Below are 23,070 nucleotides of genomic sequence, written 5' to 3' on the forward strand. Positions count from 1 at the left end.
CTTCCTGAGGCCAGGATGCGGTGGCGGCAAAAACAGACACGATAACCTCCCAAGGGTCCAATTCTGACGTTTATGGAAAGGTGACGCACTTGTTACTTTTTGTCAATTTCTATCTGAATGTGCGATGCCCCGGCACTGGAACCTGAAGACGTCCTGATTGCCGGTATGTCCGCGGTGTCACGCCCGTCCACTCCTTGAAGGCACGAATGAAGGCACTGGTCTCGCTGAAACCGAGACGCAGCGCAATGGCTTCGATGCTCTCGCCTGTTTCCGCCAGCATCGAACGGGCATGATCCCGCTTGACCTGCAGACGGATGTCGGGAAGTGAGACACCTTCTTTTTTCAGCCGTCGGCGCAAGGTGTAAACCGGCATCTCAAGGAGGCTGGCAAGCTCATCCATCGATGGCAACGGCCTTTTATCAATGATTGCAGCTTCGATCAGCCCCGCCACTTGCTGTGACACACCCTGAAGCAAAGCCACGGGCATGAAGGCATCCATAGGCGTGCGCCGGGCCCAGGCAACGGCGGCCTCCGCACTCCGGTGTAAAGGCCAGGACTGAACATCGATCGGCATAGAAAAGCCGCTATTTTCAAAGGAAAACGAAGGACGTGCGCCGGGGAAGAGTTCGCCACAGCCTGACGCCCAGGCTGGCCGTGGATAGTCGAACCAGACCGACGACAGCGGCACCCATTTACCGGCGAGCCACCCCGTCAGCCGGTGCATCAAAACCAATATAGCCTCAATACCAAACTCTGATTTCGGAAAGGCCGGGGTCGTGCGATCGAGCTGAAACCGGCACTCTGATCCTGTAGTGGAAAATGTCACAGTGAACGTGTTGTCCAGCATGTTCATGAAATCCGCCAGCCGCGAGAACGCGTCACCGACCGTCCGTCCGCGGGAAGCATGTTCTGCCATCAGTGCCAGCGTACCAATCCGCTGAGGCCGCTCCAGCTGCCCGGCGAACTCGTCGTTCATCCGAAGGGAGATTGCGCGGCTGAGGCGAATGAAATCCTGCGCTGTCGGCGCATCCGACAAACACTCAAGCTTAGCCGCGGTGAGTGCGTCCGACTGACTGTACCCAGCCTCAGCATACCCTTGCAGAAGATTGCTCACCAGACCTGAATATGCAGTTGTCATAACCGTATTTTTGTAAGTTTATGTCAATAATTATCATCTTCTGTGCCAGAAGTTGGCACAAATGTCCATCCCGCCGTTCCAATTGACAGGTTAAGCGCGGTTCTCGGATCGGGAACTTAGAGCGCGAACATGACCTCTGCAGCCCGGACGGCAGCGGAAGCGCGGTTCTCGACCCCAAGCTTTACAAAAATCTGCTCAAGGTGCTTGTTCACCGTGCGCGGGCTCAGGTTCAGGATTTCGCCAATATCCTTGTTGGACTTGCCCTTGGCAATCCAGATCAGGACTTCTGCTTCGCGCTGGGTCAGCTGAAACTCGACCTGCAGCGCCCGCACTTGCCCTTCCTCGTCTTCCGCCGTTACGCGAAAGAGATTCTCATCTGGCCCAACGCGGCCAAGAGGATAGAGCTGGACGGCCAATTCTTCAGACAGCCCCAACATGAAACTGCCACGCTTTGGCGTATCTGCACCACTCTCAAGCCATTCGCCGAGCGCTCGGCCCAGCTGAAAAAGCGTTGCATCTGCAGCGCCCGTCCGCGCCAAAAGGGTGTGGATCTGTGGCGTGGTCCAAAGGATCGCACCTTCCGAGGATACAGCGACGAGATGGCGTCCAGCAGCATCCAGCGCAACATGCGCACTTTGAACGGATCGGGCATTGCGCAAATGCACCTTGATCCGGGCCTTCAGCTCATCAACATCAATGGGCTTGGTGAGAAAATCGACCCCGCCGCAATCCAGTGCCTTTACGATGTGCTCGGTCTCCGAAAGCCCCGTCATGAAGATCACAGGAACATGCTGAAGGCCCTGGTTCTCCTTGAGCTTGCGGCAGGTCTCAAACCCGTCCAGCCCCGGCATCACCGCATCCATGAGGATGGTGTCCGGGGTTACCCGCTCGCAAATGGACAAGGCCGCCTCGCCATTGGTCGCAACCAGGACCGCAACGCCTGTCTTTTTCAGAGCTTCCGTCACAAAGCCGAGGGAGTCCGGACTGTCATCAACCACAAGAACGGTGTCGCGGCGGTTATCCATCCTGCCTCTCCAATCCGTTCAACACACCCTTGTACCCTTCAAAATCGAACCGGCTCAGATGGTCCTGCAGCGCTCGAACCAGGGGCTCGTTGACCGGATCTTCGGTCAGTTCCGTCAACTTCGCCTCAATCCCCTCAACATAGCCAATTTCAGCGAGATTGATCAGATCGGCAACATGACGCCCTCCTGGCGACGTCAATCCAGAGCTTTGGGAGAGTACCAAATCTGACTCCACCTGAGCATGTTCGCTCCATTCGACATCCGTATGCTGTTGAATGAGATCGAGCAGCTGGTGAATATCAAACGGCTTGGCGAGCGACGCAGTGTGATTGGCTGGGCCTTCCGGTTTCAGCGCCTGATCACCTATATTGGCCGACAGCATGATAATCGGAGCCATTTCCCCTTTCATCCGCAGGTCCTTGATCAGCTCCCAGCCGTTTGTCCCGGGCATTAGAATATCTACAAGATAGAGGTCCGGCTTGAGGGGCAAGACAACCTCAACACACTGGTTTGCACTTGCCGCCTCTAGAACGACAAAGCCAAGTGGATCGAGGATATCGCGCACCAGGGCCCGATGATCAGGATTGTCGTCGATCACCGCGACAGTCTTGCGAGGACCCACGTAGCCGCTGATCCGTTTTTCGCGGCGTACCGCAGTCACAGGCTTATCGACTGCAGCCAGCATCAGCCGAACTTCAAACCTGGAGCCTTGCCCCTCTGCGCTGGAGAGGGCAACGGCGCCGCCCAGCGTTTCGGTCAGCAGCTTCGTAATCGTGAGACCCAGTCCCAAACCAGGGATCCTGTCTGTCTCCTGAGCTGCACTGCGCGCGAAGGGTTCGAAGATTTTTGTCTGTTCATTGAGGGGGATGCCGGGTCCGCTGTCTTCGACCACAAAACTCGCAACCTGCGACCTGTAGGTCACGGCGAAAGACACGTGCCCAGCGTCCGTAAATTTGATGGCGTTCGACAACAGGTTGACCAGGATCTGACGCAAGCGCTTTTCGTCTGTCCGCACGATCACCGGCAGGTTTTCAGCCCGTTCGAAATGAAAGTCCAGTCCCTTTGCTTTCGCCTGCATTCGGAACATGTCAACGATTTGATCCAGGAACTCGTGGCAATTGATCTCGTTGGAATAGACCTGCAGTCGGCCTGCTTCAATCCGTGAGATATCCAGCAATCCGTCAATCAAGCCGGAAAGGTGTTCGGCGCTCCGGCGAATGGTCGTCACGGCCGGTTTGCGGGCTGTCGGCAACGCCTCATCCCGTTCCAAAACCTGAGCATAACCACGGACTGCATTGAGAGGTGTCCGCAGTTCGTGGCTGAGACCCACCACATAGCGGCTTTTTGCAAGATTGGCCGCTTCCGCGTCTTCCTTGGCCTTTTGAAGCGCGGCATCGGTGACACTGTGAGCGTCAATTTCCTTCTGCAACAGAGCGTTCTGGCGGGCGGATTCCTCTTCAGCCACATGGCGGGTGTCATGCGCAAGCACCAGGAACCAGGACGCGATACCAGCCGCGATTGCGAAGACGAAAAAGATGAGGGCGACGATTTCGCCCAGGACCCCAGTTGGATCTCCAAGGCGGCTGACAGCCTGAGCATAGATAATCCAGAGCACAGCTCCAATCGCAGCGATACCGAAGACGGCCGTCAGGGCATACCGACCGAGCCGTGTCTGGAACATCTCCATCACCGGTACAGGCAAAACGGCGCCAGCCACCGACCCGAGCTGATAATTCAGACGCGCCTTGGGTTTGCAGGAATCATGGCATCTGGCATCCAGCGAGCAACACAGGGAGCATATTGGTGCCTGATAGGCGGGACAGTACGCCATGTCTTCCGGCTCAAACGGATTCTCGCAAATGGAACAGGCAATGTGTTCCCGCGCCTGCCAGCTCCTCCGGGGCTTGCGCGCAAGGTAGTATTGGCCCTTCGTCGCCCAGGCGATGAGCGGTGCTGCAACAAACGCGATGGCCATGGCAAGGAAAGTCGAGAGCGCCGCTGCCACCTCACCAAAATACCCAAACTGAGCGGCGAGCGCCAAACCCGCGGCAAGCACCATCGCGCCGGTGCCGACCGGGTTGATGTCGTAAAGATGCGCCCGTTTGAACTCGATCCCTGGCGGAGAGAGACCAAGCGGCTTGTTGATGAAAAGATCGGCAGAAATAGCCGAAAGCCAGGCCATGGCAACGATTGAAAAGACGCCAAGCGTTTCCTCCAGCATGCGGTAGATGCCCAGCTCCATCAAAAGAAGCGCGATAACGACATTGAACACCAGCCAGACAACCCGGCCCGGATGCGAATGAGTCAGACGGGAGAAGAAGTTCGACCATGCGAGCGAGCCCGCATATGCGTTCATAACGTTGATCTTCAACTGTGCCACGACCACAAACGCAGCCATCAGCAACAGCACTACCGTCTCGTTCGGGATCATGTATCCGAAGGCAACGGTGTACATTCTTGACGGGTCGTCCGCATGTTCTACCGGAACACCATGCGACAGGACAAGGACCGCCAGGAACGAGCCAGCAATCATCTTCGGCGCTCCGAGAATAACCCAACCGGGCCCGGCGAGGAATACTGCAAGCCTGTGGCGTTTCTGGCCGTGGTAGGATGCCGGCAGAAACCTCAGGAAATCAACTTGCTCGCCAATCTGGGCCATCAAGGCCAGGATCACGGCGGAGGCTGCGCCAAAGCTGATCAGGCTGACATTGTCCCAGCCGGTCTGCCCCACTTTTGGCGCGCCTGTCTCTGGATCAATGCCGGAAAAACTCAACCAGGTGCCCACCGCCTGCCAATCCGTGAAGAAGATAAAGAAGAACGGCAGGATGTTCAGGATGATCCAGAACGGCTGGGTCGCCAGCTGAAACCGGCTGATCCAGGTGATCCCGTGGGTCACCAGAGGAATGACCGCAACCGCGCTGATGATATAGCCGAGCCAAAGCGGTATCCCGAACGCGAACTCCAAGGCCCCGGACATGATCGAGGCTTCGATAGCGAAGAGAATAAAGGTGAAACTGGCATAGATCAGCGATGTGATAGTTGATCCGATATAGCCAAATCCTGCTCCGCGCGTCAAAAGATCAATATCAACCCCATAACGCACCGCGTACCGGCTGATCGGCAGGCCGACAATCAAGAGAACAAGACTACCGACAAAGATCGCCAGAAACGCGTTTGCCGTGCCGTGCGACAGCGTGATCGCCCCGCCGATCGCTTCCAGCGCCAGAAAGGAGATGGCCCCGATGGCGGTCTGGGAAATGGCGCGGGAGGAGAATTTGCGCGCGCTCTTGGCCGTGAACCGGAGCGCATAATCCTCAAGGGTCTGGTTGTTGACCCATTTGTTGTACTGGCGCCGGATCGGCACGATGCGTTGGCGCGCCGTCACTGAGCTGCCTCAATAATAGGCAGCCGCCCCTTCTGCAGGCAGATCCGAGCCTCCATTCCCTACTTACGCTCCACGTTTTTCGTTTTGGTGAAGCACAGCAAGTTTTGCGCCAGCCCTTTGAGACGATGTTGCGGCCGCCGATCTGCCGAAAGGAAAATGAAGGTCATTTATCGGTTTGCTTGCCCCTTCTGAGCAGCCCACCCGATGACGCATCGAAATTACCCCATAATTTCATAATCTTAGACGACAGAGACCAGCAACTTACGTCAATTGACGTATACCGCACCGCAACAAACCACCGCACGATCTTTGTCCGACAGCGGCACTCCTTCCAGCCGCCTCGCACCGGCATGGGGGCTGGTGACGTCACTCAAGAGGGGAAATTCAATGACCAAGACATTCAAGCAACTGATGCTGGGCGGCCTGATGGCGTCCACTATGATCGGCGGTGCTGCAGCTGAGGAAACCATCAAGGTTGGTATCCTCCACTCACTCTCCGGCACGATGGCAATTTCTGAAACCACGCTTAAAGATGCCATGCTGATGCTCATTGAAGAGCAGAACAAAAAAGGCGGCATTCTCGGCAAAAAACTGGAAGCCGTCGTTGTCGATCCGGCCTCCGACTGGCCACTGTTTGCAGAGAAGGCACGTGAGCTGATCGAAGTGAACGGCGTTGATGCCGTCTTCGGCTGCTGGACATCCGTTTCCCGTAAATCCGTTCTGCCGGTCTTCGAAGAGCTGAATTCTCTGCTGTTCTACCCGGTCCAATACGAAGGTGAAGAATCTCAGCGCAACGTTTTCTACACGGGCGCTGCTCCGAACCAGCAGGCGATCCCGGCCGTTGATTACCTGATGAACGAAGAAGGCGTCGAGCGCTGGGTTCTGGCAGGGACCGATTACGTCTATCCGCGCACAACAAACAAGATTCTGGAAGCTTACCTGAAGTCCAAGGGTGTTGCTGAAGAAGACATCATGATCAACTACACGCCGTTCGGTCATTCCGATTGGCAGACGATCGTCTCCGACATTAAAGCCTTCGGGTCAGCTGGCAAGAAGACCGCCGTGGTCTCCACCATCAACGGTGACGCCAACGTTCCGTTCTACAAGGAACTCGGCAACGCCGGTATCAAAGCTGAAGACATCCCAGTTGTTGCGTTCTCCGTGGGTGAAGAAGAACTCGCCGGCCTCGATACCGCTCCGCTCGTCGGTCACTTGGCAGCCTGGAACTACTTCCAGTCCGCCGACACTGACGCAAACGCAGAGTTCATCGAAACCTGGCAAGCCTTCGTCGGTGACGAAGAGCGTGTCACCAACGACCCGATGGAAGCCCATTACATTGGCTTCAACATGTGGGTTGAGGCTGTCACCAAGGCCGGCACCACAGATCCGGACGCTGTCATTGACGCAATCGTCGGCGTCTCCGTACCAAACCTGACCGGCGGCTACTCCGCCATGATGCCAAACCACCACATCACCAAGCCGGTGCTGATTGGTGAGATCCAGGATGACGGCCAGTTTGAAACCGTTTGGGAAACCTCCGGTCTCGTTGTTGGCGATGCCTGGTCGGATTACCTGGATGGCTCCAAGGACCTGATCGCGGATTGGCGCGCTCCGCTGTCCTGCGGCAACTTCAACACCGCAACTGGCAAATGCGGTGGATCCGGCTCCTAAGGTAAGGGCTGGAATATGCGGGACGGGCGATGATGGGGGCCCGTCCCGTTTTCTTCTCCGTTGCCAAGAACAGGTGCCCCCTGTTGCCCCTCTCCCCAAAAGGAACCTCATCCTTCGAGACGCCGCGAATGCGGAACCTCAGGATGATTGGCGGATTTATTCCAACCGCGGTGGACCAATGTCCTTTTTGAAATCAATCCTCGTGCTTCTGTGCCTTGCAGTGTTGTCAAACACATCAGCCTCCGCACAAGACGGTAACGACGCGCTCCGGCCGCTGGTTAATGAATTGGCCAACGGCAAATTCGACGAGACCCAGCGCCAGGTTGAAGCGCTCAAGGCAACCGGCGATCCGACAGTTGCGCCTACCCTTGAAGCGCTGAGCGCGGGCGATCTTTATGTCCGCAAATCCGACGGAATGGTCTTCATCGCTCAACGGGAAGGGAAATCCTACAATCTAACTGACCCACTTACGGGAGAAGAGGCTGGCACTGCCGGCCGCCGTGAGGTCAAAAAGATCAAAGTCAACAACCGGTTGCGCCGCGTGATCCGTTCGGCACTCGGATCTCTGACACTACAGGCGCCAGACCCCGAAGTTCGCTTAACGGCCGCAGAGGCGATCTTCAAAGCTCAGGATCCAGAAAAACTCGAAGCTCTGGATGAGGCGCTCGCAGCCGAAACAGACGATCAGGTTCGGACAGTCATGGAGCAGGCGCGAGCGGCGGCCGTCCTGAATTCCGACCTGGATGAGAGCGATAAGCTGGAGGCTGTTCAAACGCTATCCGACATGGGCAACCGGGATGCACTCTCCCTTCTGATTGCTGCTCAATCCGCCTCTACGGGCGCGGTTCAAGAAGCTGCCGCAAGCGCAGTTGCCAAAATCGAGAAGTCCATCGCCACCTGGGATGCCGCTCAGAACATCTGGTATGGCCTGTCGCTCGGCTCCGTTTTGCTGCTTGCCGCGATTGGCCTTGCGATCACCTTCGGGGTGATGGGTGTCATCAACATGGCCCACGGCGAAATGGTGATGATCGGTGCCTATGTGACCTTTGTGGTGCAGGAACTGATCCGCACTTCCGCGCCGGGCCTTTTCGACTATTCCCTGTTCATTGCTCTTCCGCTTGCTTTTGCGACCTCTGGCCTCATCGGCATTGGGATCGAACGCGGCGTGATCCGTTGGCTCTATGGCCGCCCCTTGGAAACCCTTCTCGCCACCTGGGGCATCTCGCTTATTCTGCAGCAGGCCGTTCGGTCAATTTTCGGACCGACAAACCGCGAAGTCGGCAATCCGGACTGGATGTCCGGCGCCTTTGAGATCGGTCAGATGACGGTCACCTACAATCGGATGTGGATCATCCTGTTTGCCCTGCTGGTCTTCGCCGGGCTGATCCTGGTTCTTAAGAAAACACCTTTCGGACTTTACACCCGTGCCGTTACCCAGAACCGGCGCATGGCGGCGTCCATGGGGATTCGCACCCCCTGGGTCGACGCCCTGACCTTTGGTCTCGGCTCAGGGATTGCCGGAATTGCTGGCGTTGCTCTCTCCCAGATCGACAACGTTTCCCCGAACCTCGGGCAAGGCTACATCATCGACAGCTTCATGGTTGTGGTCTTCGGCGGTGTTGGCAACCTTTGGGGCACGCTGGTTGGCGCCATGACCCTTGGCGTGGTCAACAAATTCCTTGAACCCTACGCCGGTGCAGTTCTCGCCAAGATCCTGGTGCTCGTCTTCATCATTCTATTCATTCAAAAGCGTCCACGGGGTCTGTTTGCCCTCAAGGGCCGGGCAGTCGAAGCATGATGACGTCCTTTCTCTTCCGGGCAATGGACGCCCGTGCGGGTATCTTCCTGGCGCTGCTTGCCGCCGTGATCCTGCTGGTCCCAGCCGGGAACCTGCTCGTTCCGGAGAGCTCTCCGTTCCATGTTCCAACCTATGCAGTTGCGCTGATGGGCAAGTACCTGACCTACGCACTGCTGGCCCTGTCGGTCGATCTTGTGTGGGGCTTCTGCGGGATCCTGTCGCTCGGCCATGCCGCCTTCTTTGCGCTCGGCGGTTATGCCATGGGCATGTACCTGATGCGCCAAATCGGCAGCCGGGGCGTTTATGGCGACCCGATCCTTCCCGATTTCATGGTTTTCCTGAACTGGGATGTCTTGCCCTGGTTCTGGTACGGTTTTGACATGTTCTGGTTTGCAGCACTGATGGTGGTGCTGGTGCCTGGCGCTCTGGCCTTCGTGTTCGGCTGGTTCGCCTTCCGCTCCCGTGTCACCGGCGTTTACCTCTCCATCATCACGCAGGCTCTCACCTACGCTCTGTTGCTGGCCTTCTTCCGTAATGACATGGGGTTCGGCGGCAACAACGGGCTGACTGATTTCAAGGACATCCTTGGCTTCGACATTCAGGCGGACACAACCCGGGCGGCACTCTTCGCAGCCTCAGGAATCGCGCTCGGCCTTTGTTACATCATCTGCCGGGCGATCACGCGGTCCAAACTAGGCAAGGTATTGGTCGCCGTGCGCGATGCGGAAAGCCGGACACGGTTCCTCGGCTACAGGGTTGAACACTACAAGCTCTTTGTCTGGACCATATCAGCGATGATGGCCGGGATTGCAGGTGCGCTTTATGTGCCTCAAGTCGGCATCATCAACCCGGGCGAATTCGCGCCAGCCAACTCCATTGAAGTGGTGATCTGGGTCGCAGTTGGCGGGCGTGGTACACTGGTCGGCGCTATCCTGGGGGCTGTTCTGGTAAACTTCGCCAAGACCTGGTTTACGGCTGTGCTTCCGGACATCTGGTTGTTCGCCCTCGGCGGCCTGTTCGTGGTGGTTACCCTGTTCCTGCCCAAAGGCATTGTTGGGACAGTCTCACAAGGGTGGACGGCGCTGAAGCAGCGCAAAGTGTCTGCAAACGCGGAAAGCGGGTCTGGCACGCCGCCGACGGCACCGCCACAAAGTCCCGCCGCGCCAGCCAATATGGCCGGGCCCGCAAAGGCCAAACCACTCTCATCAGAACCTCAGCCTGCGGAGTAACTCATGGCCAGATCAACAAGCCAGCTTTATCTGGACGGTGTCTCAGTCTCCTTTGACGGCTTCAAGGCGATCAACGATCTGTCGCTTACCATCGATCCGGGAGAAATGCGGGCCATCATCGGCCCGAACGGTGCAGGCAAAACAACGATGATGGATATAATCACAGGCAAGACACGGCCGGACGCGGGCGAAGTCTTCTTTAATGGCGTTATCGATTTGACCGGCGAGGATGAAGCCTCCATCGCCGAACTCGGCATTGGCCGTAAGTTTCAAAAGCCGACCGTGTTTGAAAGTCATACAGTCTGGGACAATCTCGAATTGTCGCTCAAAGCACCCCGGGGACCGTTCGCGACCCTGTTTCACGTTATTACAGGCGCTGAAAAAAAGCGGATTGAAGAGCTGCTTGAGCTGATCCGCCTAGGTGAAAAACGCGATGAGCTGGCCGCAAATCTCTCCCACGGCCAGAAACAATGGCTGGAGATTGGCATGCTGCTGGCCCAGGATCCAAAGCTCTTGCTCGTCGATGAGCCAGCCGCCGGAATGACCGATGCAGAAACGGCGGAAACAGCCGAACTCTTGAAAGAGATCGCCAAGGATCATTCCGTCGTCGTCGTCGAGCACGACATGGACTTTGTGCGCTCCCTCGGGGTGAAGGTCACGGTTCTGCACGAAGGCTCCGTTCTGGCCGAGGGCTCTCTTGATCACGTCTCCGCCGACGAGCGGGTTGTTGAAGTCTATCTTGGGCGGTGAGGAGATTTGCATGCCCTTCCTACTGTCATGCCCGGACTTGATCCGGGCATCCAAGCCGCCCGCTTTCCGTTCGGACAACGGTGCCGGACGAGACCGAACGGAATGGATTACCGGGTCAAGCCCGGTAATGACGTGCGAGGATACTGAAGTTCTTGCAGTCCAGCCCTTTGTAACAAGTCAGGTTTAGGCGATGCTCAAAGTCGAAAACATCAATCTCCACTATGGTGCTGCTCAGGCGCTAAAGGGCGTTTCCTTGAATGCAGAAACGGGCAAGGTCACCTGCCTTATGGGCCGTAACGGGGTCGGCAAGACATCGACATTGCGCGCAGTTGCCGGCCAACAGCCGATCAGTTCTGGGCAAATTATCTGGAACGGCGAGGACATTTCCAACCTGCCGCCGCATGCACGGGCCAAGAAGGGCATCGCCATTGTTCCACAAGGGCGCGAGGTGTTTCCGCTTTTGTCGGTCAAGGAAAACCTGGAAACCGGTTATGCGCCGATCCCACGCAAAGACCGCTTTATTCCAGATACGATCTTCGAGCTCTTTCCAGTGTTAAAGGACATGCTGCATCGCCGCGGCGGAGATCTGTCCGGCGGGCAACAGCAGCAACTTGCAATCGCCAGAGCCTTGGTGACCCGCCCCAAACTGCTGGTTCTGGATGAACCAACCGAAGGAATTCAGCCCTCGATCATCAAGGACATTGGCCGGGCCATTTCCTGGCTTCGGGATCAGGGGACAATGGCGATCGTTCTCGTTGAGCAGTATTTCGAGTTCGCCCGGGATCTTGCAGATGATTACGCGGTTATGGACCGCGGCGAAGTGGTTCTTTCCGGACGTAGCGACGACATGTCTGAGGCGGACGTCAGGCGTTATCTGACGGTCTGAAGGTCCAAACTTGCCAGGAAAACCAAGGCAAGAAACATTGCCGTCATAATAGTGTGCCGAAAACTGCGGCATAAGGGCCGCAGCTTGGCGCAATTGGTTCCCGTGCAGCCCTTCGTGGATTGACACCTGTCAGAAAGCCAGTACCAACGCGCTGAGTTTTCTTCTTCGGCTAATGGTATTCCGTGCCTCGGCCGCGCCTTTGACGGGATAAAAGGTCCCGTCTGGAAAAACTGGGATAGACGATGCGCGTTGCGATGATTGGGACCGGGTATGTCGGTCTGGTATCTGGAACCTGTTTTGCCGACTTCGGCCACATTGTAACCTGCATTGACAAGGACGCCTCCAAGATCGATGCCCTGAACAAGGGCGAGATCCCGATCTATGAGCCTGGCCTGCAAGAGCTTGTCGCCAAGAACGTTGCCGAAGAGCGGCTGTTTTTTTCGACCGATGCAGAAGAAGCTGTCAAAGGGGCTGACGCTGTCTTCATCGCGGTTGGAACTCCTACCCGCCGGGGCGACGGACACGCGGACCTGACATACGTCTATGCAGCGGCAGAAGAGATTGCCACGCTCATTGACGGGTTCACTGTAGTGGTGACGAAGTCGACCGTTCCGGTCGGCACTGGGGACGAAGTGGAAGCGATTATCCGCAAGACCCGCCCGGATGCGGACTTTGCAGTCGTCTCAAACCCGGAATTCCTGCGTGAAGGTGCGGCAATCGAAGACTTCAAACGTCCGGACCGTGTTGTTGTCGGTACAGACAGCGGCAAGGCGGTGGATGTCATGCGGGAGCTCTACCGGCCGCTCTACCTCAATGAGACTCCGATCCTGGTCACCAAACGCCGTACATCCGAGCTCATCAAATATGCTGCCAATGCTTTCCTTGCGGTGAAGATCACCTTCATCAACGAAATTGCGGACCTTTGCGAGAAGGTCGGCGGTAATGTTCAGGAAGTCTCCCGCGGCATTGGTCTGGACAACCGCATTGGCTCCAAGTTCTTGCATGCGGGGCCCGGCTACGGCGGCTCTTGCTTCCCGAAAGACACGCTTGCGCTATCCAAGATCGCGGCCGACGCGGAATCCGGGTTGAAAATCGTCGATTCGGTGATCGAGGTGAACGCTGCTCGGAAGAAGAAGATGGCCGACAAGGTCATTGATTTCATGGGCGGTGATGTTGACGGCAAAACAATCGCCCTTCTCGGCCTTGCCTTCAAACCGAACACCGATGACATGCGCGAAGCGCCCAGCATCGACATCGTTCAAAAGCTACAAGCGGCAGGTGCCAAGATCCGCGCCTTTGATCCGGCGAGCATGGAAGAGGCCGCCAAGCTTATGCAGGATGTAATGTTCTGTGACGGTCCTTATCACGCGATCGAAGGTGCTGATGCGATTGTGATCGTAACCGAGTGGGACCAATTCCGGGCGCTCGACCTGGAGCGGGTGAAATCGCTGGTAAAAACCCCGAAGGTTGCAGACCTTCGGAACATCTACACACCTGTATACATGGCAGAAGCCGGCTTCGACTATACGAGCGTTGGTCGCTCCTACTGACAATAGGTTGCATTACGGTTGTCAGACTGTGGATTTGAGGTATTTTTCGCCGCTTTGGCAGGCTCGCCTTTTTCGCCTTCGGCACGCTCGCGTAAGGCAGAATCCTGACGCCATTTTCTCCGGTAGCGCAAATAAGTATTTTATCTCATACACTTCGTGATCTAGATCACAGCGTTAACACTTTACTAATATTTAATTGGAACCTGAAAATGTTCTGATTTATGGTCCGCAAAGTTAGGTAGGACGAAGCGGACAGCAGGTTTTTTAAACGCATGGCAGATGAGACGCTGACAGACGACAGGAAAGAAGCGCGAAAGCTTTATCGCTTCGGCTTTGGGACGCCGTCTTCCAGCTTGTTCAGAGGCACCAGCTCAGGCCGTATGCAGAAAATTCGCGGCGGGGCCGCAAACCGTATTATAACTGCCCGCCAACTGCGGAAAGCTGCCTCGCCTTACGCAGAGGTGAAGCGTCCAGTCTACGCAGCAAGGCCGCTGCAGCGCGCATTGAAACGGGTCTTCGATATCGCGGGAGCGGTCGCCGGCCTGGTGTTTTTGTTTCCTCTCCTGGCAGGCATTGCCCTGACAATCAAACTGACCAGCCGCGGTCCTGTGTTTTTCCGTCAGACCCGCCTTGGGATCAACGGACAGCCGTTTTCAATTCTCAAGTACCGGACGATGTTTGTCGATCAATGCGACCACACAGGTTTACAGCACACCATTGTGGGCGATCAGCGCGTCACCTGGGTTGGGCGTTTCCTGCGCCAGAGCAGTTTTGATGAACTGCCTCAGCTTTGGAATGTGTTGCGCGGGCAAATGTCACTGGTGGGCCCACGGCCTTATGTCCCCGGCATGCAGGCAGGCGGTGTTCCCTACGAGTGCCTCGACTATCGCTACTATGACCGGCTTCAGGTGCTGCCGGGAATTACAGGCCTTGCGCAAGTCAACGGGTATCGCGGAGATGCATCAGATGCGGACATGGCCCGGATGCGGCTCGAGTATGATCTTGCATACATTGAGAATGTGAATCTGTGGCTTGATGTCAAAATCGTGGTACGCACGATCGCCCGCGAGTTCGTGAAGGGAAGCGGCGCTTAGCCGACCCAAATTTCCCGCTACTTACTTGAGCTTCTAGCCAGCGCGCACCAAGGCTGCGGCATGGGTGAGCGCCAGCTCATAGCCCTGGACACCACAGCCAGCGATTACAGCATTTGCGCGGCTTGAAACGTACGAGTGTTGACGAAATTCTTCACGCTTGTGAATGTTGGAGATATGCACCTCGATAACCGGAAAGTCGCAAGCGTTCAGGGCATCTAAAATGGCGACAGACGTGTGCGAGTAAGCCGCAGGATTAATGACGATTGCAGCGGCTTTTTCCCGCGCTTCCTGAATCCAGTCAATCAGTTCATGTTCCGCATTGCTTTGCCGGCACTCGGCGGTCAAGCCCAAGCGCGCCGCGGTGGACCGGCACAACTCTTCAACATCGCCCAGGGTTTGCGCTCCATAAATCTCCGGCTGCCGCTTGCCCAGAAGATTGAGGTTCGGGCCATTCAGAACATAAACGACGGGCGTCATTGCGGGATCCTTTGTTGTCACCGGTAGACCTAAGGTGCGTTTTGTTTAGCAACAAGTGCGCGTTGGTGTGAACAAAATATGGATAGTTTTTCATTTGCAGCTTATTTGCCGGACAGCTGTTGCCCTCCAGACATTTAACTATTATTAACCCTACATCATAACAGAGGTCATGATTCGAGATTGACTTGGGATGTCATGATAAAAATTCGTGAAAGAATAGATACATTAGAAGCTCTCAATGAAGCTGTAGAGGGGTATCAACATCTTCCCATAGATGTTCTTTCACAATTCCTGCTCGACAATTATACCGTTGATCTAGATCTACTTGCGCAATTTTCGGATTCGGCTGCTCCACTTAGACAAACAGATAAACCGGGCAAACAGAATACTGCAAAATCGAAACAGTCAGCCGCCTAGTAACGTCTGAGCAGACTTAACCGATAGCTGTGACAGCGCCGTCGTCGCCGTTTCCTTGATCGCCACCAGGCTGCTCCCCAGGACCACCCTGCCATATTTTCTGACGATTGCGGATCTCGCGAGGGGCCGGACCAAAATAGGTCGCGGTCTTGATGAAGTCACGTGGCTGCACAATCACACTCGACACCCGCTGATATAGCGCCTTTGCGGAAATCGGTTTGGAGAGGAGCTCGTGAACACCAAGCCGGCGAGCTTCGACAATACGGCTGCGTTCCGTATGAGCGGTCACCATGATGATCGGAATGTAGGCAAAAGGGTTGTTCGGGCTGCGGATCATCCGAACCATGTCCGCGCCATCAAGGATCGGCATGACCCAATCAAGGATCAAGATATCCGGGTTGGCACGGTCCATCGCCTCCAACCCGGATGCGCCATCTTCGGCTTCGACAATCCGCCGCGCTCCGAACCCCTGCAGCATCGTGCGCAGAATGGTCCGCATATACGCGCTGTCTTCTACCAGCAAAAACGTCAACGAGGCCAGATCCAGGCTCACCCAATCCTCCTAAGTTCATGTCTTCTCTGACATGAATTTCTGAACAATGCGTTAGTCGCGTTCCGGTATTGAACATGCTCTCAAGTTGAAAAGCTAAGCCATCTTATTGGAGAACTGGTTAATTCGTAATCCCTGCCCTTACGTTTTAGTAATGTTGCGAAGAATTAAGACTTTTGCGGCCATCCGATTAACAGGACTTTCAAACTGCAGCGCCATTCTCCAGATGACTTGTCTCAACTGCATGGGCCGTTTGCCCGCTGGAAATAGACAAAACAGGCTTATAAGTGATTGTTCGATATATGACCGAAGATGAACACAATGCTCCGGACAGCGCGCCTGTTTCCAAAGAGCATCATTTACAATCAAACGTGAGCGGCGCCTATCGCCCGAACATACTACTGCTTTCCGGAATAGGGCTGCTGATTGTTGCGACCGGAATGGTCTTATCGAACATCCTTACCTGACATAGCCGGTACGGGAGCAAGCCCCCGCGCACAGGTCACTGGGTGTTTTTGCGTTCAGGGAGATCATCGTCATCCAGAATGCGCCATTTGGCCCCTTCCAGATCATCATATTGCCCAGTTTTTAAAGACCAGAGAAAAGCTACCAGGCCCACGCCTCCCAGTACGAGGGCAATCGGGATCAGAAAAATCAAGACATCCATTTCACTCTCCCTTAGGGCTCGCTGCCGAACCGAAGGCGGTCGTAGCGTCAGCATCAGTTGTAACCCGATTGCCCCATTTCAAACGCAGTGCATTGGCTGTGACCGCCAATGACGAGGCGGACATGGCGACGGCAGCCATCAAAGGCGTGACAAACCCTGCGACTGCGATCGGCACCGCGATGATATTATAGACCGTCGAAATCCAGAGGTTTTGTTCAATGGCGCGCCGCGCCCTTATGGAGAGCCAAAGCGCATCAAAGACCGGCTGCAGTTTCTTGCCGAGAAAGACCGCATCAGCTGCCGCCTGGCTGAGATAAACTGCGGACACCGGGGACAAGGATACATGTGCTCCGGCGAGCGCTGGGGCATCATTCAATCCGTCGCCAACCATCAGCACTTTCCGGCCATCGGACTGCAGGGCCTCCAGACAGGCGATTTTCGCAGAAGGCGTCATCGCTGCTTGCCAATTCTCAATTCCAAGTGCCTCGGCGCACTCCGCGACCGAGGGCTGAGTATCACCTGATACGATTTCAAGGGCATACCCTTGAGCTTTCAATCGATCGACAACCTCCCGCGCATCGGAGCGGAGTTTCTGGCGAACCGCCAACAAGCGCACGGGCTCTTGGCCATATTGAACAGCGAGCAGCGACGCCCCCGGTACTGCCAACAGGCGTTCTTCAATTGCTTCTGTCGTTGCACCGCAGAATAACGGACTTCCGAGCCGCAACCGCTGCCCATCGACATGGGTTTCAAGGCCAGCACCAGACACCTCCTGCACATCAGCAAGCGGGACTAGGGCGCCGGTTGCCTTCACCAGGGCCATGGACAAGGGATGGCGGCTTGCCAATGCCAACTGGCCAGCCAAACCCAGCACGGGATCTTGCCGGTCAATCTCTCCAACCAACTCCGGTTCGGCCAGGGTCAGCGTACCGGTTTTATCGAAGAGGATCGTGTCGATGTCGGCCATCCGCTCAATCGCGTCAGCGGAGTTCAGCAGGACACCGGACTTGAACAATTGTCCCGAGGCAACGACCTGGACAGCAGGAACTGCCAATCCAAGCGCGCATGGACAGGTAATGATCAGGACCGAGATCGCGATCACAAGTGCCGGCTGCCACTCCATGCCGGCCAGGAGCCAACCTAAGAACGTGAGGCCAGCTGCGCCATGAACCAGGGGCGCGTAAAGCTGTGCAGCACGATCGGCAATCCGGACGTATTTCGATTTAGCTTGGGAAGCTGTTTCTAACAGCCGGTTGACTTCATCGAGAAGCGTCGCGCCTGAAGCCGCTTCTACTCGGATCTGCAGCGCTCCAGCCCCATTGAGAGTGCCGGCATAAACCCGTTGGCCCGGTTTGACGGGGACAAGGACGCTCTCTCCTGTCACGAGGCTTTGGTCGATTTCGGAAATGCCGCTTGAGACAACGCCGTCCACGGGCACCCGCTCACCGCCGGCAACCAGCACCAGGTCTCCGGCTGCAATCTTGGACAGGGGGACTTCGCGAACCGACCCATCCGGGTTGATCCGGGCTGCCACTTCAGCTTTCAAAGCTGCGATGTTTTCGGCAAACGAGCGCGTACGCCCGCGCATGTTGTGGTCGAGATACCGCCCGACAAGCAGGAAGAAGAGAAGCATCACGGCCGATTCAAAATAGGCATGGTGATGATGCTGGATGGTTTGTACGACCGACAGTGCAACGGCCAAACCAACGCCGATAACAATCGGCACGTCCATATTCAGACGCCCGGCGGACAAGGCACGGAACGCGCTCTTGACAAACGGCTGGCCGGAATACGCAACGGTCGGCAAGGCGATCAGAGCAGAGAGCCAGTGAAAGAAGTCCCGGGTTTCCGGCGTGATATCGCTGGCGTTTCCGGACCAGACGGAAACCGACAACAACATGATATTCATGCCGGCGAACCCGGATACCGCCAAACAGCGCAGCAATTGCTTGCCGGTCTTGTCCTGCCGTTCTTTCTGACTTGCCGGATCAAACGGGTGAGCTGCATACCCCAACCGCTCCAATTCAGCGACGATTTCATCAGCCCCGGTCTGGTCTTCGACCCAGTCGACCGCCAGCCGCTGTGATGTCAGATTGACCCTAGCCTTGCGGATACCCGGAAGCCGCTTCAGCCCGCGTTCGATTTCCCCCATGCAAGCCGCACAGGTGATACCGTCGACAGCCAGATCCATATGAACCGCGCCATCATCTGCGGGAACTACAAAAGCCTGCCAATCGCGCTGATGGACCGTCACAGCTACCGCCTCATTCCTTGATGAATATGCGATTTTCGGACTTGAACTTCCGTTCGCCGTTTTCGATCACTTCAAGAAGCAACGTCCAGTTTCCTGCCGGCAACGCTTCCACTTCGGAAACATAGCGGCCGCCGCCGTCTGCCGTCAGGATCAGTGACAGATCGGCATTTACCTGCGCCGGATGCTTCAGCGTCGCTTCAACATTCATCCCGTAAAGAGGCGCATCCCCGGCATCCTTTGCAAGGACCAATAGCTTACCACTGCCATCGGCCTGTCGCGTCAATTCGCTGGAGATGTTCCAGTTGAGCTGCTCTTGCGCTTTTGCAGCCGCAATTTCCTGATTGTACGCCTGCCCGGCCTCATAGGAACTTTCTACAGCGACACCTGGAAAGGTCCCGACCGCATAATAAAGAAAGATCCCGTTTGTGAGAAAAATCACTCCAAAGAATCCGGCCAGCCAAAGAAGTACCGTCTTGCCAGTGATTGCCTTTGGATCTTTTCCGTTTGTCTCAGCCATCGCCATATCCGTCTCCTCGGCGCGGTCTCTTGCTGGAGGCCCCTCTTCAGCAAAAGGTTGTTTGTCTGATTACCACCGCGCCCCTATCAGGATCTGGCCACAAGGGCGCGGTGTAGTGGTCGCTTCGTCGCGTCCAGTGCTCCGATCTAGTCCGGGTCAGGCGCTTTGAATGTGTCCTTAGCGGTTATAACCTCACCCATCACACTCTCGGTAATCCGGAAGGTCACCGGCGTTGAATGCGGCATTTTTTCCCAAGGCGGTGAAGTCACGAGAACGCGGATTTCACGTGTTGTGTCCGGTCCGACCTGGACGATTGGACGGCCGGCAAAGGTCTCAGTCACACCAACAGCTTCGACCTGTGTGTTCGACGGCATTCCCTCTACGTGCAGCATGAAGTGCCGGTCATGGCGCCGCTTGTTGGACAAGCGCACAGTGTAGCCGTTGCGGACCGAGCCGTCAGACTGCTCTACATAAACCGGGTTCCGATCATGCAGAACGCTGATGTCGGCAAAATCGCGGGTCAAAAGCGCTGCCAGCATGATGATGCCGACTAGAGCAATAACAGCCGCATAGATGACTGTCCGGACCCGAACAATTTCATAGACGGGCTCCTTGCCTTCGATCCGGCGCTCAATGTTTTCGTCCGTATCGTAAGCAATGAGACCGGTCGGCTTGCCGACCTTCGTCATGATGTTGTCGCAAGCATCAATGCACAGACCGCATTGAATGCAATCAAGTTGGGGACCTTTGCGGATATCAACCCCGGTCGGGCAAACTTGGAAGCACTGGTAACAGTCGATGCAATCACCTGCCGGAAGCCCCTGCGCTTCGAGTCCCTTGTTTTGCTTGAGTGATCCGCGCGGCTCGCCGCGATCCCAGCGATAGGTCACGTTTAGCGCTTTTTCATCGGTCAGCGCCGCCTGAATACGCGGCCAGGGGCACATATAAATGCACACCTGTTCCCGCATGAAACCGGCGAGCAGATATGTGGTCGCGGTCAAAATACCGATCCACATGTAGGCAACCATCGGAGCCTGGAAGGTCAAAAGCTGCCAAACCAGCGTCGGCGCGTCGTTGAAGTAAAGCACCCAAGCGCCGCCCGTCCACCAGGCGATCATCAGCCAGAAGAAGTGTTTTGTTGCCCGTTTGCCAACCTTCGAGGCAGACCAAGGCTCCCTGTCCAGCGCGATACGCTCCCGCCGGTCCCCCTCAATCTTGCGCTCAACCCAGAGAAACAGGTCAGTCCAAACCGTTTGCGGACACAGGTATCCGCACCAGATACGGCCAGCGACTGCGTTCATGAGAAACAAGGTCACAGCCGCAATGATCAACAAGCCGGTCAGGTAATAGACTTCCTGCGGCCAGATTTCGATGAAGAAGAAATAGCCGCGGGCGTTGTCCATATCCACGAGCACAGCCTGGTTCGGCGCATTCGGGCCGCGGTCGTATCGTATGAAGGGCAGGAAATAGTAGATGCCCAGGGTAATGAATAGCAGCGCCCATTTGATCCGCCGGAACAGACCATGGGTTGCCATGGGATAAATTTTCTTGGCAGACGCAAACCACTCGTCGTCGTGGCCGCCCTCGTGCGTTTCGGTGTCGGTAGACATACCGTCCGTCCTCTTTGCCCGATCCTGCCCCAATAGGATCTTCAACCAAATGCCTAGAGCATCATGCGTTCAAGTGAACGCACAAAGATACTCTTTCACTTCAATAGCGATCAGCTTTGGCGGAACAACCGGGCCCGGTTGACCCGCCGCTGATCTAGTGGAGTTCCACCATGCGCATAAGATAATCCGGCGCAAAGATATCCTCTTTGCGCCGGATCAAATCAAAGCCAAGTCTGGCGCTTTTGTCGCACCATTTTGAACAGTTTACTGACCGCCGCCGAAGGCATGGACATAAACTGTCAGCGACTTGATCGTTGCCGGATCTAGGCGGTCTTCCCAGGCAGGCATGACGCCATTCCGCGGGTTGGTGATCTGAGCCTTGATGGCGTCCAGCGACTTGCCATAAAGGTAGTTCGCTGACACCAGGCTCGGCGCACCAACATCCTGGATACCCTCCAGATTGTCACCGTGACACGCTGCGCAGTTGTCCACGTAGAGTGTCTCACCGGCTGCAAGATCGACACCCTCATCGGTTTCCAAGCCTGTGCGGGAGGCGACGTAGTTGGCAACCTGGCTGATTTCCTCTTTGCTCAAGAGTTCATCGCGGCCATAAGCTGGCATCTCGCCAAAGCGGGCATTGTCGTTGTCGACACGAATGCCGTGAAGCAGCGTGGTGTGGATGTCGTCCAGTGTACCGCCCCAGATCCAGGTGTCGTCCTGAAGGTTCGGGTAGCCTTCAAATCCGGTTCCACCAGCTCCGTGGCACGGTGCACAGTTGTCGCCGAATGCCGCACGGCCATTGGCCATCGCAAATTGCAGGAGCTGTTGGTCGTTGGAGATGTCCGCCAACGGGGTCGCAACGATCTGGTCAGCGAACTGGGAGCGTCCGGCAACGCCTTCTTCAACGGCAGCAAGGGCTTCGGCCCGCTGGCTGGATCCCAGAACACCCGTGGTGTAACTGGAAATCAGCGGCCACGATGGGTAAAGCACCCAGTAAATCACGGCCCAAACGATGGTGATGTAGAAGAGGTACAGCCACCATTTCGGCAATGGGTTGTTGAGCTCCTTCAGACCATCCCACTCATGGCCCGTGGTTTCGACCCCGGATACCTGGTCGACTTCCTTTTGATGTGTATCAGACATGGATCAGTCCTCCCGAAACGGGATCTGGGCGGCATCATCGAACTTTTTGCGGTTCTTCGGCCACAAGGCGTAGGCCAGAACGATGCCAAACAGGATCATGAAGTAGATAAGGCCACCGGTTTGCGCGAAGGCCGCGAGGGCGGAGTATGTCTCGTTCATCGCACTTACCTCAGGTTGGCTTTGTTGTCGTAGATCGAGAAGTCGACCATGGTTCCGAGCACCTGAAGATAGGCGACGAGCGCATCCATCTCGGTGACCTTGCGCGGGTTGCCGTCAAAGTCGCGGACCGCCGAATTCGGCCAACGCTCTTCGAAGTCATAAGCCCCGTCGGTGTCCGGAGACGCCTGACCGATGGCATCGGCGACAGCGAACTCGTGCTGTGCATCCGTGTAAGGAACACCAACCACCATATTGGCGCCGACGTGGCCTTGGATGTCACGGGTGAACAGCTCGGTCTCGGCAAGGAACGGATAGCCTGGCATAATCGAGGCCGGAACCAGCGAGCGCGGATCGATCAAGTGCTCGACGTGCCAGTCATCGGAGTACTTGCCGCCAACGCGGGCCAGATCTGGACCAGTCCGTTTTGATCCCCACTGGAACGGGTGGTCGTACATCGACTCCGCTGCCAGTGAGAAGTGGCCGTAGCGCTCCAACTCGTCGCGCATCGGACGGATCATCTGGGAGTGGCACGTATAGCACCCCTCCCGAATGTAGATCTCGCGGCCTGCGAGCTCCAGCGGCGTGTAAGGCCGCATTCCTTCGGTCTTTTCGATCGTACTCTTCAGATAAAAGAGCGGAGCGATCTCGACCAGGCCACCGACAGAGATGGCCACGAGAATACCGATCACAAGGATGATCGAGTTCTTCTCGAAGATTTCGTGTTTTTTCCATGCAGACATTTTTGTCCCT

19 protein-coding genes are annotated in these 23,070 nt (G+C 56.3%); 7 read left to right on the forward strand and 12 right to left on the reverse strand.

The window, feature by feature from the left end; genetic code table 11:
* Positions 1-109: 109 nt before the first annotated feature.
* The 3 genes from SADFL11_RS11540 to SADFL11_RS11550 all read right to left on the reverse strand — a co-directional run bounded on the left by SADFL11_RS11540 (position 110) and on the right by SADFL11_RS11550 (position 5,548).
* On the reverse strand, positions 110-1,138 hold the full coding sequence (locus tag SADFL11_RS11540) for an AraC family transcriptional regulator (protein WP_040451653.1): 1,029 nt from the start codon (positions 1,136-1,138) through the stop codon (positions 110-112).
* A 116-nt stretch (positions 1,139-1,254) separates the two neighbouring features.
* Positions 1,255-2,163 (reverse strand): response regulator transcription factor, encoded by a 909-nt coding sequence (locus SADFL11_RS11545; protein ID WP_134853001.1) that lies wholly within the window; start codon positions 2,161-2,163, stop codon positions 1,255-1,257.
* On the reverse strand, positions 2,156-5,548 hold the full coding sequence (locus tag SADFL11_RS11550; RefSeq protein WP_008197187.1) for a hybrid sensor histidine kinase/response regulator: 3,393 nt from the start codon (positions 5,546-5,548) through the stop codon (positions 2,156-2,158). The genes SADFL11_RS11545 and SADFL11_RS11550 overlap by 8 nt, the downstream gene beginning before the upstream one ends.
* Positions 5,549-5,935: 387 nt before the next feature.
* Between SADFL11_RS11550 and urtA the strand changes: the two genes are divergently transcribed.
* The 7 genes from urtA to SADFL11_RS11585 all read left to right on the forward strand — a co-directional run bounded on the left by urtA (position 5,936) and on the right by SADFL11_RS11585 (position 14,526).
* Positions 5,936-7,219, forward strand: coding sequence for an urea ABC transporter substrate-binding protein (gene urtA, locus SADFL11_RS11555; protein ID WP_040451651.1), 1,284 nt, complete (start codon positions 5,936-5,938; stop codon positions 7,217-7,219).
* A gap of 178 nt (positions 7,220-7,397) precedes the next feature.
* Positions 7,398-9,017 (forward strand): urea ABC transporter permease subunit UrtB, encoded by a 1,620-nt coding sequence (urtB, locus tag SADFL11_RS11560; protein ID WP_008188995.1) that lies wholly within the window; start codon positions 7,398-7,400, stop codon positions 9,015-9,017.
* Positions 9,014-10,246, forward strand: a complete 1,233-nt coding sequence (urtC, locus tag SADFL11_RS11565; protein ID WP_008195045.1) for an urea ABC transporter permease subunit UrtC — start codon at positions 9,014-9,016, stop codon at positions 10,244-10,246. The genes urtB and urtC overlap by 4 nt, the downstream gene beginning before the upstream one ends.
* Before the next feature lie 3 nt (positions 10,247-10,249).
* Positions 10,250-10,996 (forward strand): urea ABC transporter ATP-binding protein UrtD, encoded by a 747-nt coding sequence (urtD, locus tag SADFL11_RS11570; RefSeq protein ID WP_008197300.1) that lies wholly within the window; start codon positions 10,250-10,252, stop codon positions 10,994-10,996.
* A gap of 190 nt (positions 10,997-11,186) precedes the next feature.
* Entirely contained in the window at positions 11,187-11,882 is a 696-nt protein-coding gene (gene urtE, locus SADFL11_RS11575) for an urea ABC transporter ATP-binding subunit UrtE (protein WP_008195312.1), read from the forward strand.
* A gap of 242 nt (positions 11,883-12,124) precedes the next feature.
* Positions 12,125-13,432: a UDP-glucose dehydrogenase family protein gene (locus SADFL11_RS11580; RefSeq protein ID WP_008188786.1), complete on the forward strand. Its 1,308-nt coding sequence runs from the start codon at positions 12,125-12,127 to the stop codon at positions 13,430-13,432.
* A 272-nt stretch (positions 13,433-13,704) separates the two neighbouring features.
* Positions 13,705-14,526, forward strand: a complete 822-nt coding sequence (locus SADFL11_RS11585; RefSeq protein WP_008191075.1) for a sugar transferase — start codon at positions 13,705-13,707, stop codon at positions 14,524-14,526.
* A 33-nt stretch (positions 14,527-14,559) separates the two neighbouring features.
* Here the strand turns inward: SADFL11_RS11585 and aroQ are convergent, their stop codons facing one another.
* The 9 genes from aroQ to ccoO all read right to left on the reverse strand — a co-directional run bounded on the left by aroQ (position 14,560) and on the right by ccoO (position 23,060).
* A complete protein-coding gene (aroQ, locus tag SADFL11_RS11590; RefSeq protein WP_040453040.1) occupies positions 14,560-15,003 on the reverse strand; it encodes a type II 3-dehydroquinate dehydratase in 444 nt (147 codons plus the stop codon).
* A 433-nt stretch (positions 15,004-15,436) separates the two neighbouring features.
* Positions 15,437-15,973 carry a response regulator gene (locus SADFL11_RS11595; protein WP_040451649.1) on the reverse strand — a complete coding sequence of 179 codons (537 nt, stop codon included), beginning with the start codon at positions 15,971-15,973 and terminating at the stop codon, positions 15,437-15,439.
* Between the two features lie 499 nt (positions 15,974-16,472).
* A complete protein-coding gene (gene ccoS / locus SADFL11_RS11600) occupies positions 16,473-16,637 on the reverse strand; it encodes a cbb3-type cytochrome oxidase assembly protein CcoS (protein WP_008193235.1) in 165 nt (54 codons plus the stop codon).
* A gap of 1 nt (position 16,638) precedes the next feature.
* A complete protein-coding gene (locus tag SADFL11_RS11605; RefSeq protein WP_008193746.1) occupies positions 16,639-18,891 on the reverse strand; it encodes a heavy metal translocating P-type ATPase in 2,253 nt (750 codons plus the stop codon).
* 10 nt (positions 18,892-18,901) lie between these two features.
* Complete coding sequence (locus tag SADFL11_RS11610; protein ID WP_008192530.1) at positions 18,902-19,414, reverse strand: FixH family protein; 513 nt, start codon at positions 19,412-19,414, stop codon at positions 18,902-18,904.
* Positions 19,415-19,554: 140 nt separating this feature from the next.
* Positions 19,555-21,018 (reverse strand): cytochrome c oxidase accessory protein CcoG, encoded by a 1,464-nt coding sequence (ccoG, locus tag SADFL11_RS11615; RefSeq protein WP_209002794.1) that lies wholly within the window; start codon positions 21,016-21,018, stop codon positions 19,555-19,557.
* A 264-nt stretch (positions 21,019-21,282) separates the two neighbouring features.
* Entirely contained in the window at positions 21,283-22,161 is an 879-nt protein-coding gene (gene ccoP, locus SADFL11_RS11620) for a cytochrome-c oxidase, cbb3-type subunit III (RefSeq protein WP_008194386.1), read from the reverse strand.
* A gap of 3 nt (positions 22,162-22,164) precedes the next feature.
* On the reverse strand, positions 22,165-22,320 hold the full coding sequence (locus SADFL11_RS11625) for a cbb3-type cytochrome c oxidase subunit 3 (RefSeq protein WP_008189268.1): 156 nt from the start codon (positions 22,318-22,320) through the stop codon (positions 22,165-22,167).
* A gap of 5 nt (positions 22,321-22,325) precedes the next feature.
* The gene (ccoO, locus tag SADFL11_RS11630) at positions 22,326-23,060 is read right to left on the reverse strand and encodes a cytochrome-c oxidase, cbb3-type subunit II (protein WP_008195934.1); all 735 of its coding nucleotides are present in this window, start codon (positions 23,058-23,060) and stop codon (positions 22,326-22,328) included.
* Positions 23,061-23,070 lie beyond the last annotated feature (10 nt).

The organism is Roseibium alexandrii DFL-11, from assembly GCF_000158095.2.
Taxonomy (GTDB): Bacteria; Pseudomonadota; Alphaproteobacteria; order Rhizobiales; family Stappiaceae; genus Roseibium; species Roseibium alexandrii.

Coding starts and splice junctions, on each gene's coding strand:
- SADFL11_RS11540 (WP_040451653.1), bottom strand. CDS start 1,138: ATGACAACTGCATATTCAGGTCTGGTGAGCAATCTTCTGCAAGGGTAT.
- SADFL11_RS11545 (WP_134853001.1), bottom strand. CDS start 2,163: ATGGATAACCGCCGCGACACCGTTCTTGTGGTTGATGACAGTCCGGAC.
- urtA (WP_040451651.1), top strand. CDS start 5,936: ATGACCAAGACATTCAAGCAACTGATGCTGGGCGGCCTGATGGCGTCC.
- urtB (WP_008188995.1), top strand. CDS start 7,398: ATGTCCTTTTTGAAATCAATCCTCGTGCTTCTGTGCCTTGCAGTGTTG.
- urtC (WP_008195045.1), top strand. CDS start 9,014: ATGATGACGTCCTTTCTCTTCCGGGCAATGGACGCCCGTGCGGGTATC.
- urtD (WP_008197300.1), top strand. CDS start 10,250: ATGGCCAGATCAACAAGCCAGCTTTATCTGGACGGTGTCTCAGTCTCC.
- urtE (WP_008195312.1), top strand. CDS start 11,187: ATGCTCAAAGTCGAAAACATCAATCTCCACTATGGTGCTGCTCAGGCG.
- SADFL11_RS11580 (WP_008188786.1), top strand. CDS start 12,125: ATGCGCGTTGCGATGATTGGGACCGGGTATGTCGGTCTGGTATCTGGA.
- SADFL11_RS11585 (WP_008191075.1), top strand. CDS start 13,705: ATGGCAGATGAGACGCTGACAGACGACAGGAAAGAAGCGCGAAAGCTT.
- aroQ (WP_040453040.1), bottom strand. CDS start 15,003: ATGACGCCCGTCGTTTATGTTCTGAATGGCCCGAACCTCAATCTTCTG.
- ccoS (WP_008193235.1), bottom strand. CDS start 16,637: ATGGATGTCTTGATTTTTCTGATCCCGATTGCCCTCGTACTGGGAGGC.
- SADFL11_RS11610 (WP_008192530.1), bottom strand. CDS start 19,414: ATGGCGATGGCTGAGACAAACGGAAAAGATCCAAAGGCAATCACTGGC.
- ccoG (WP_209002794.1), bottom strand. CDS start 21,018: ATGTCTACCGACACCGAAACGCACGAGGGCGGCCACGACGACGAGTGG.
- ccoP (WP_008194386.1), bottom strand. CDS start 22,161: ATGTCTGATACACATCAAAAGGAAGTCGACCAGGTATCCGGGGTCGAA.
- SADFL11_RS11625 (WP_008189268.1), bottom strand. CDS start 22,320: ATGAACGAGACATACTCCGCCCTCGCGGCCTTCGCGCAAACCGGTGGC.
- ccoO (WP_008195934.1), bottom strand. CDS start 23,060: ATGTCTGCATGGAAAAAACACGAAATCTTCGAGAAGAACTCGATCATC.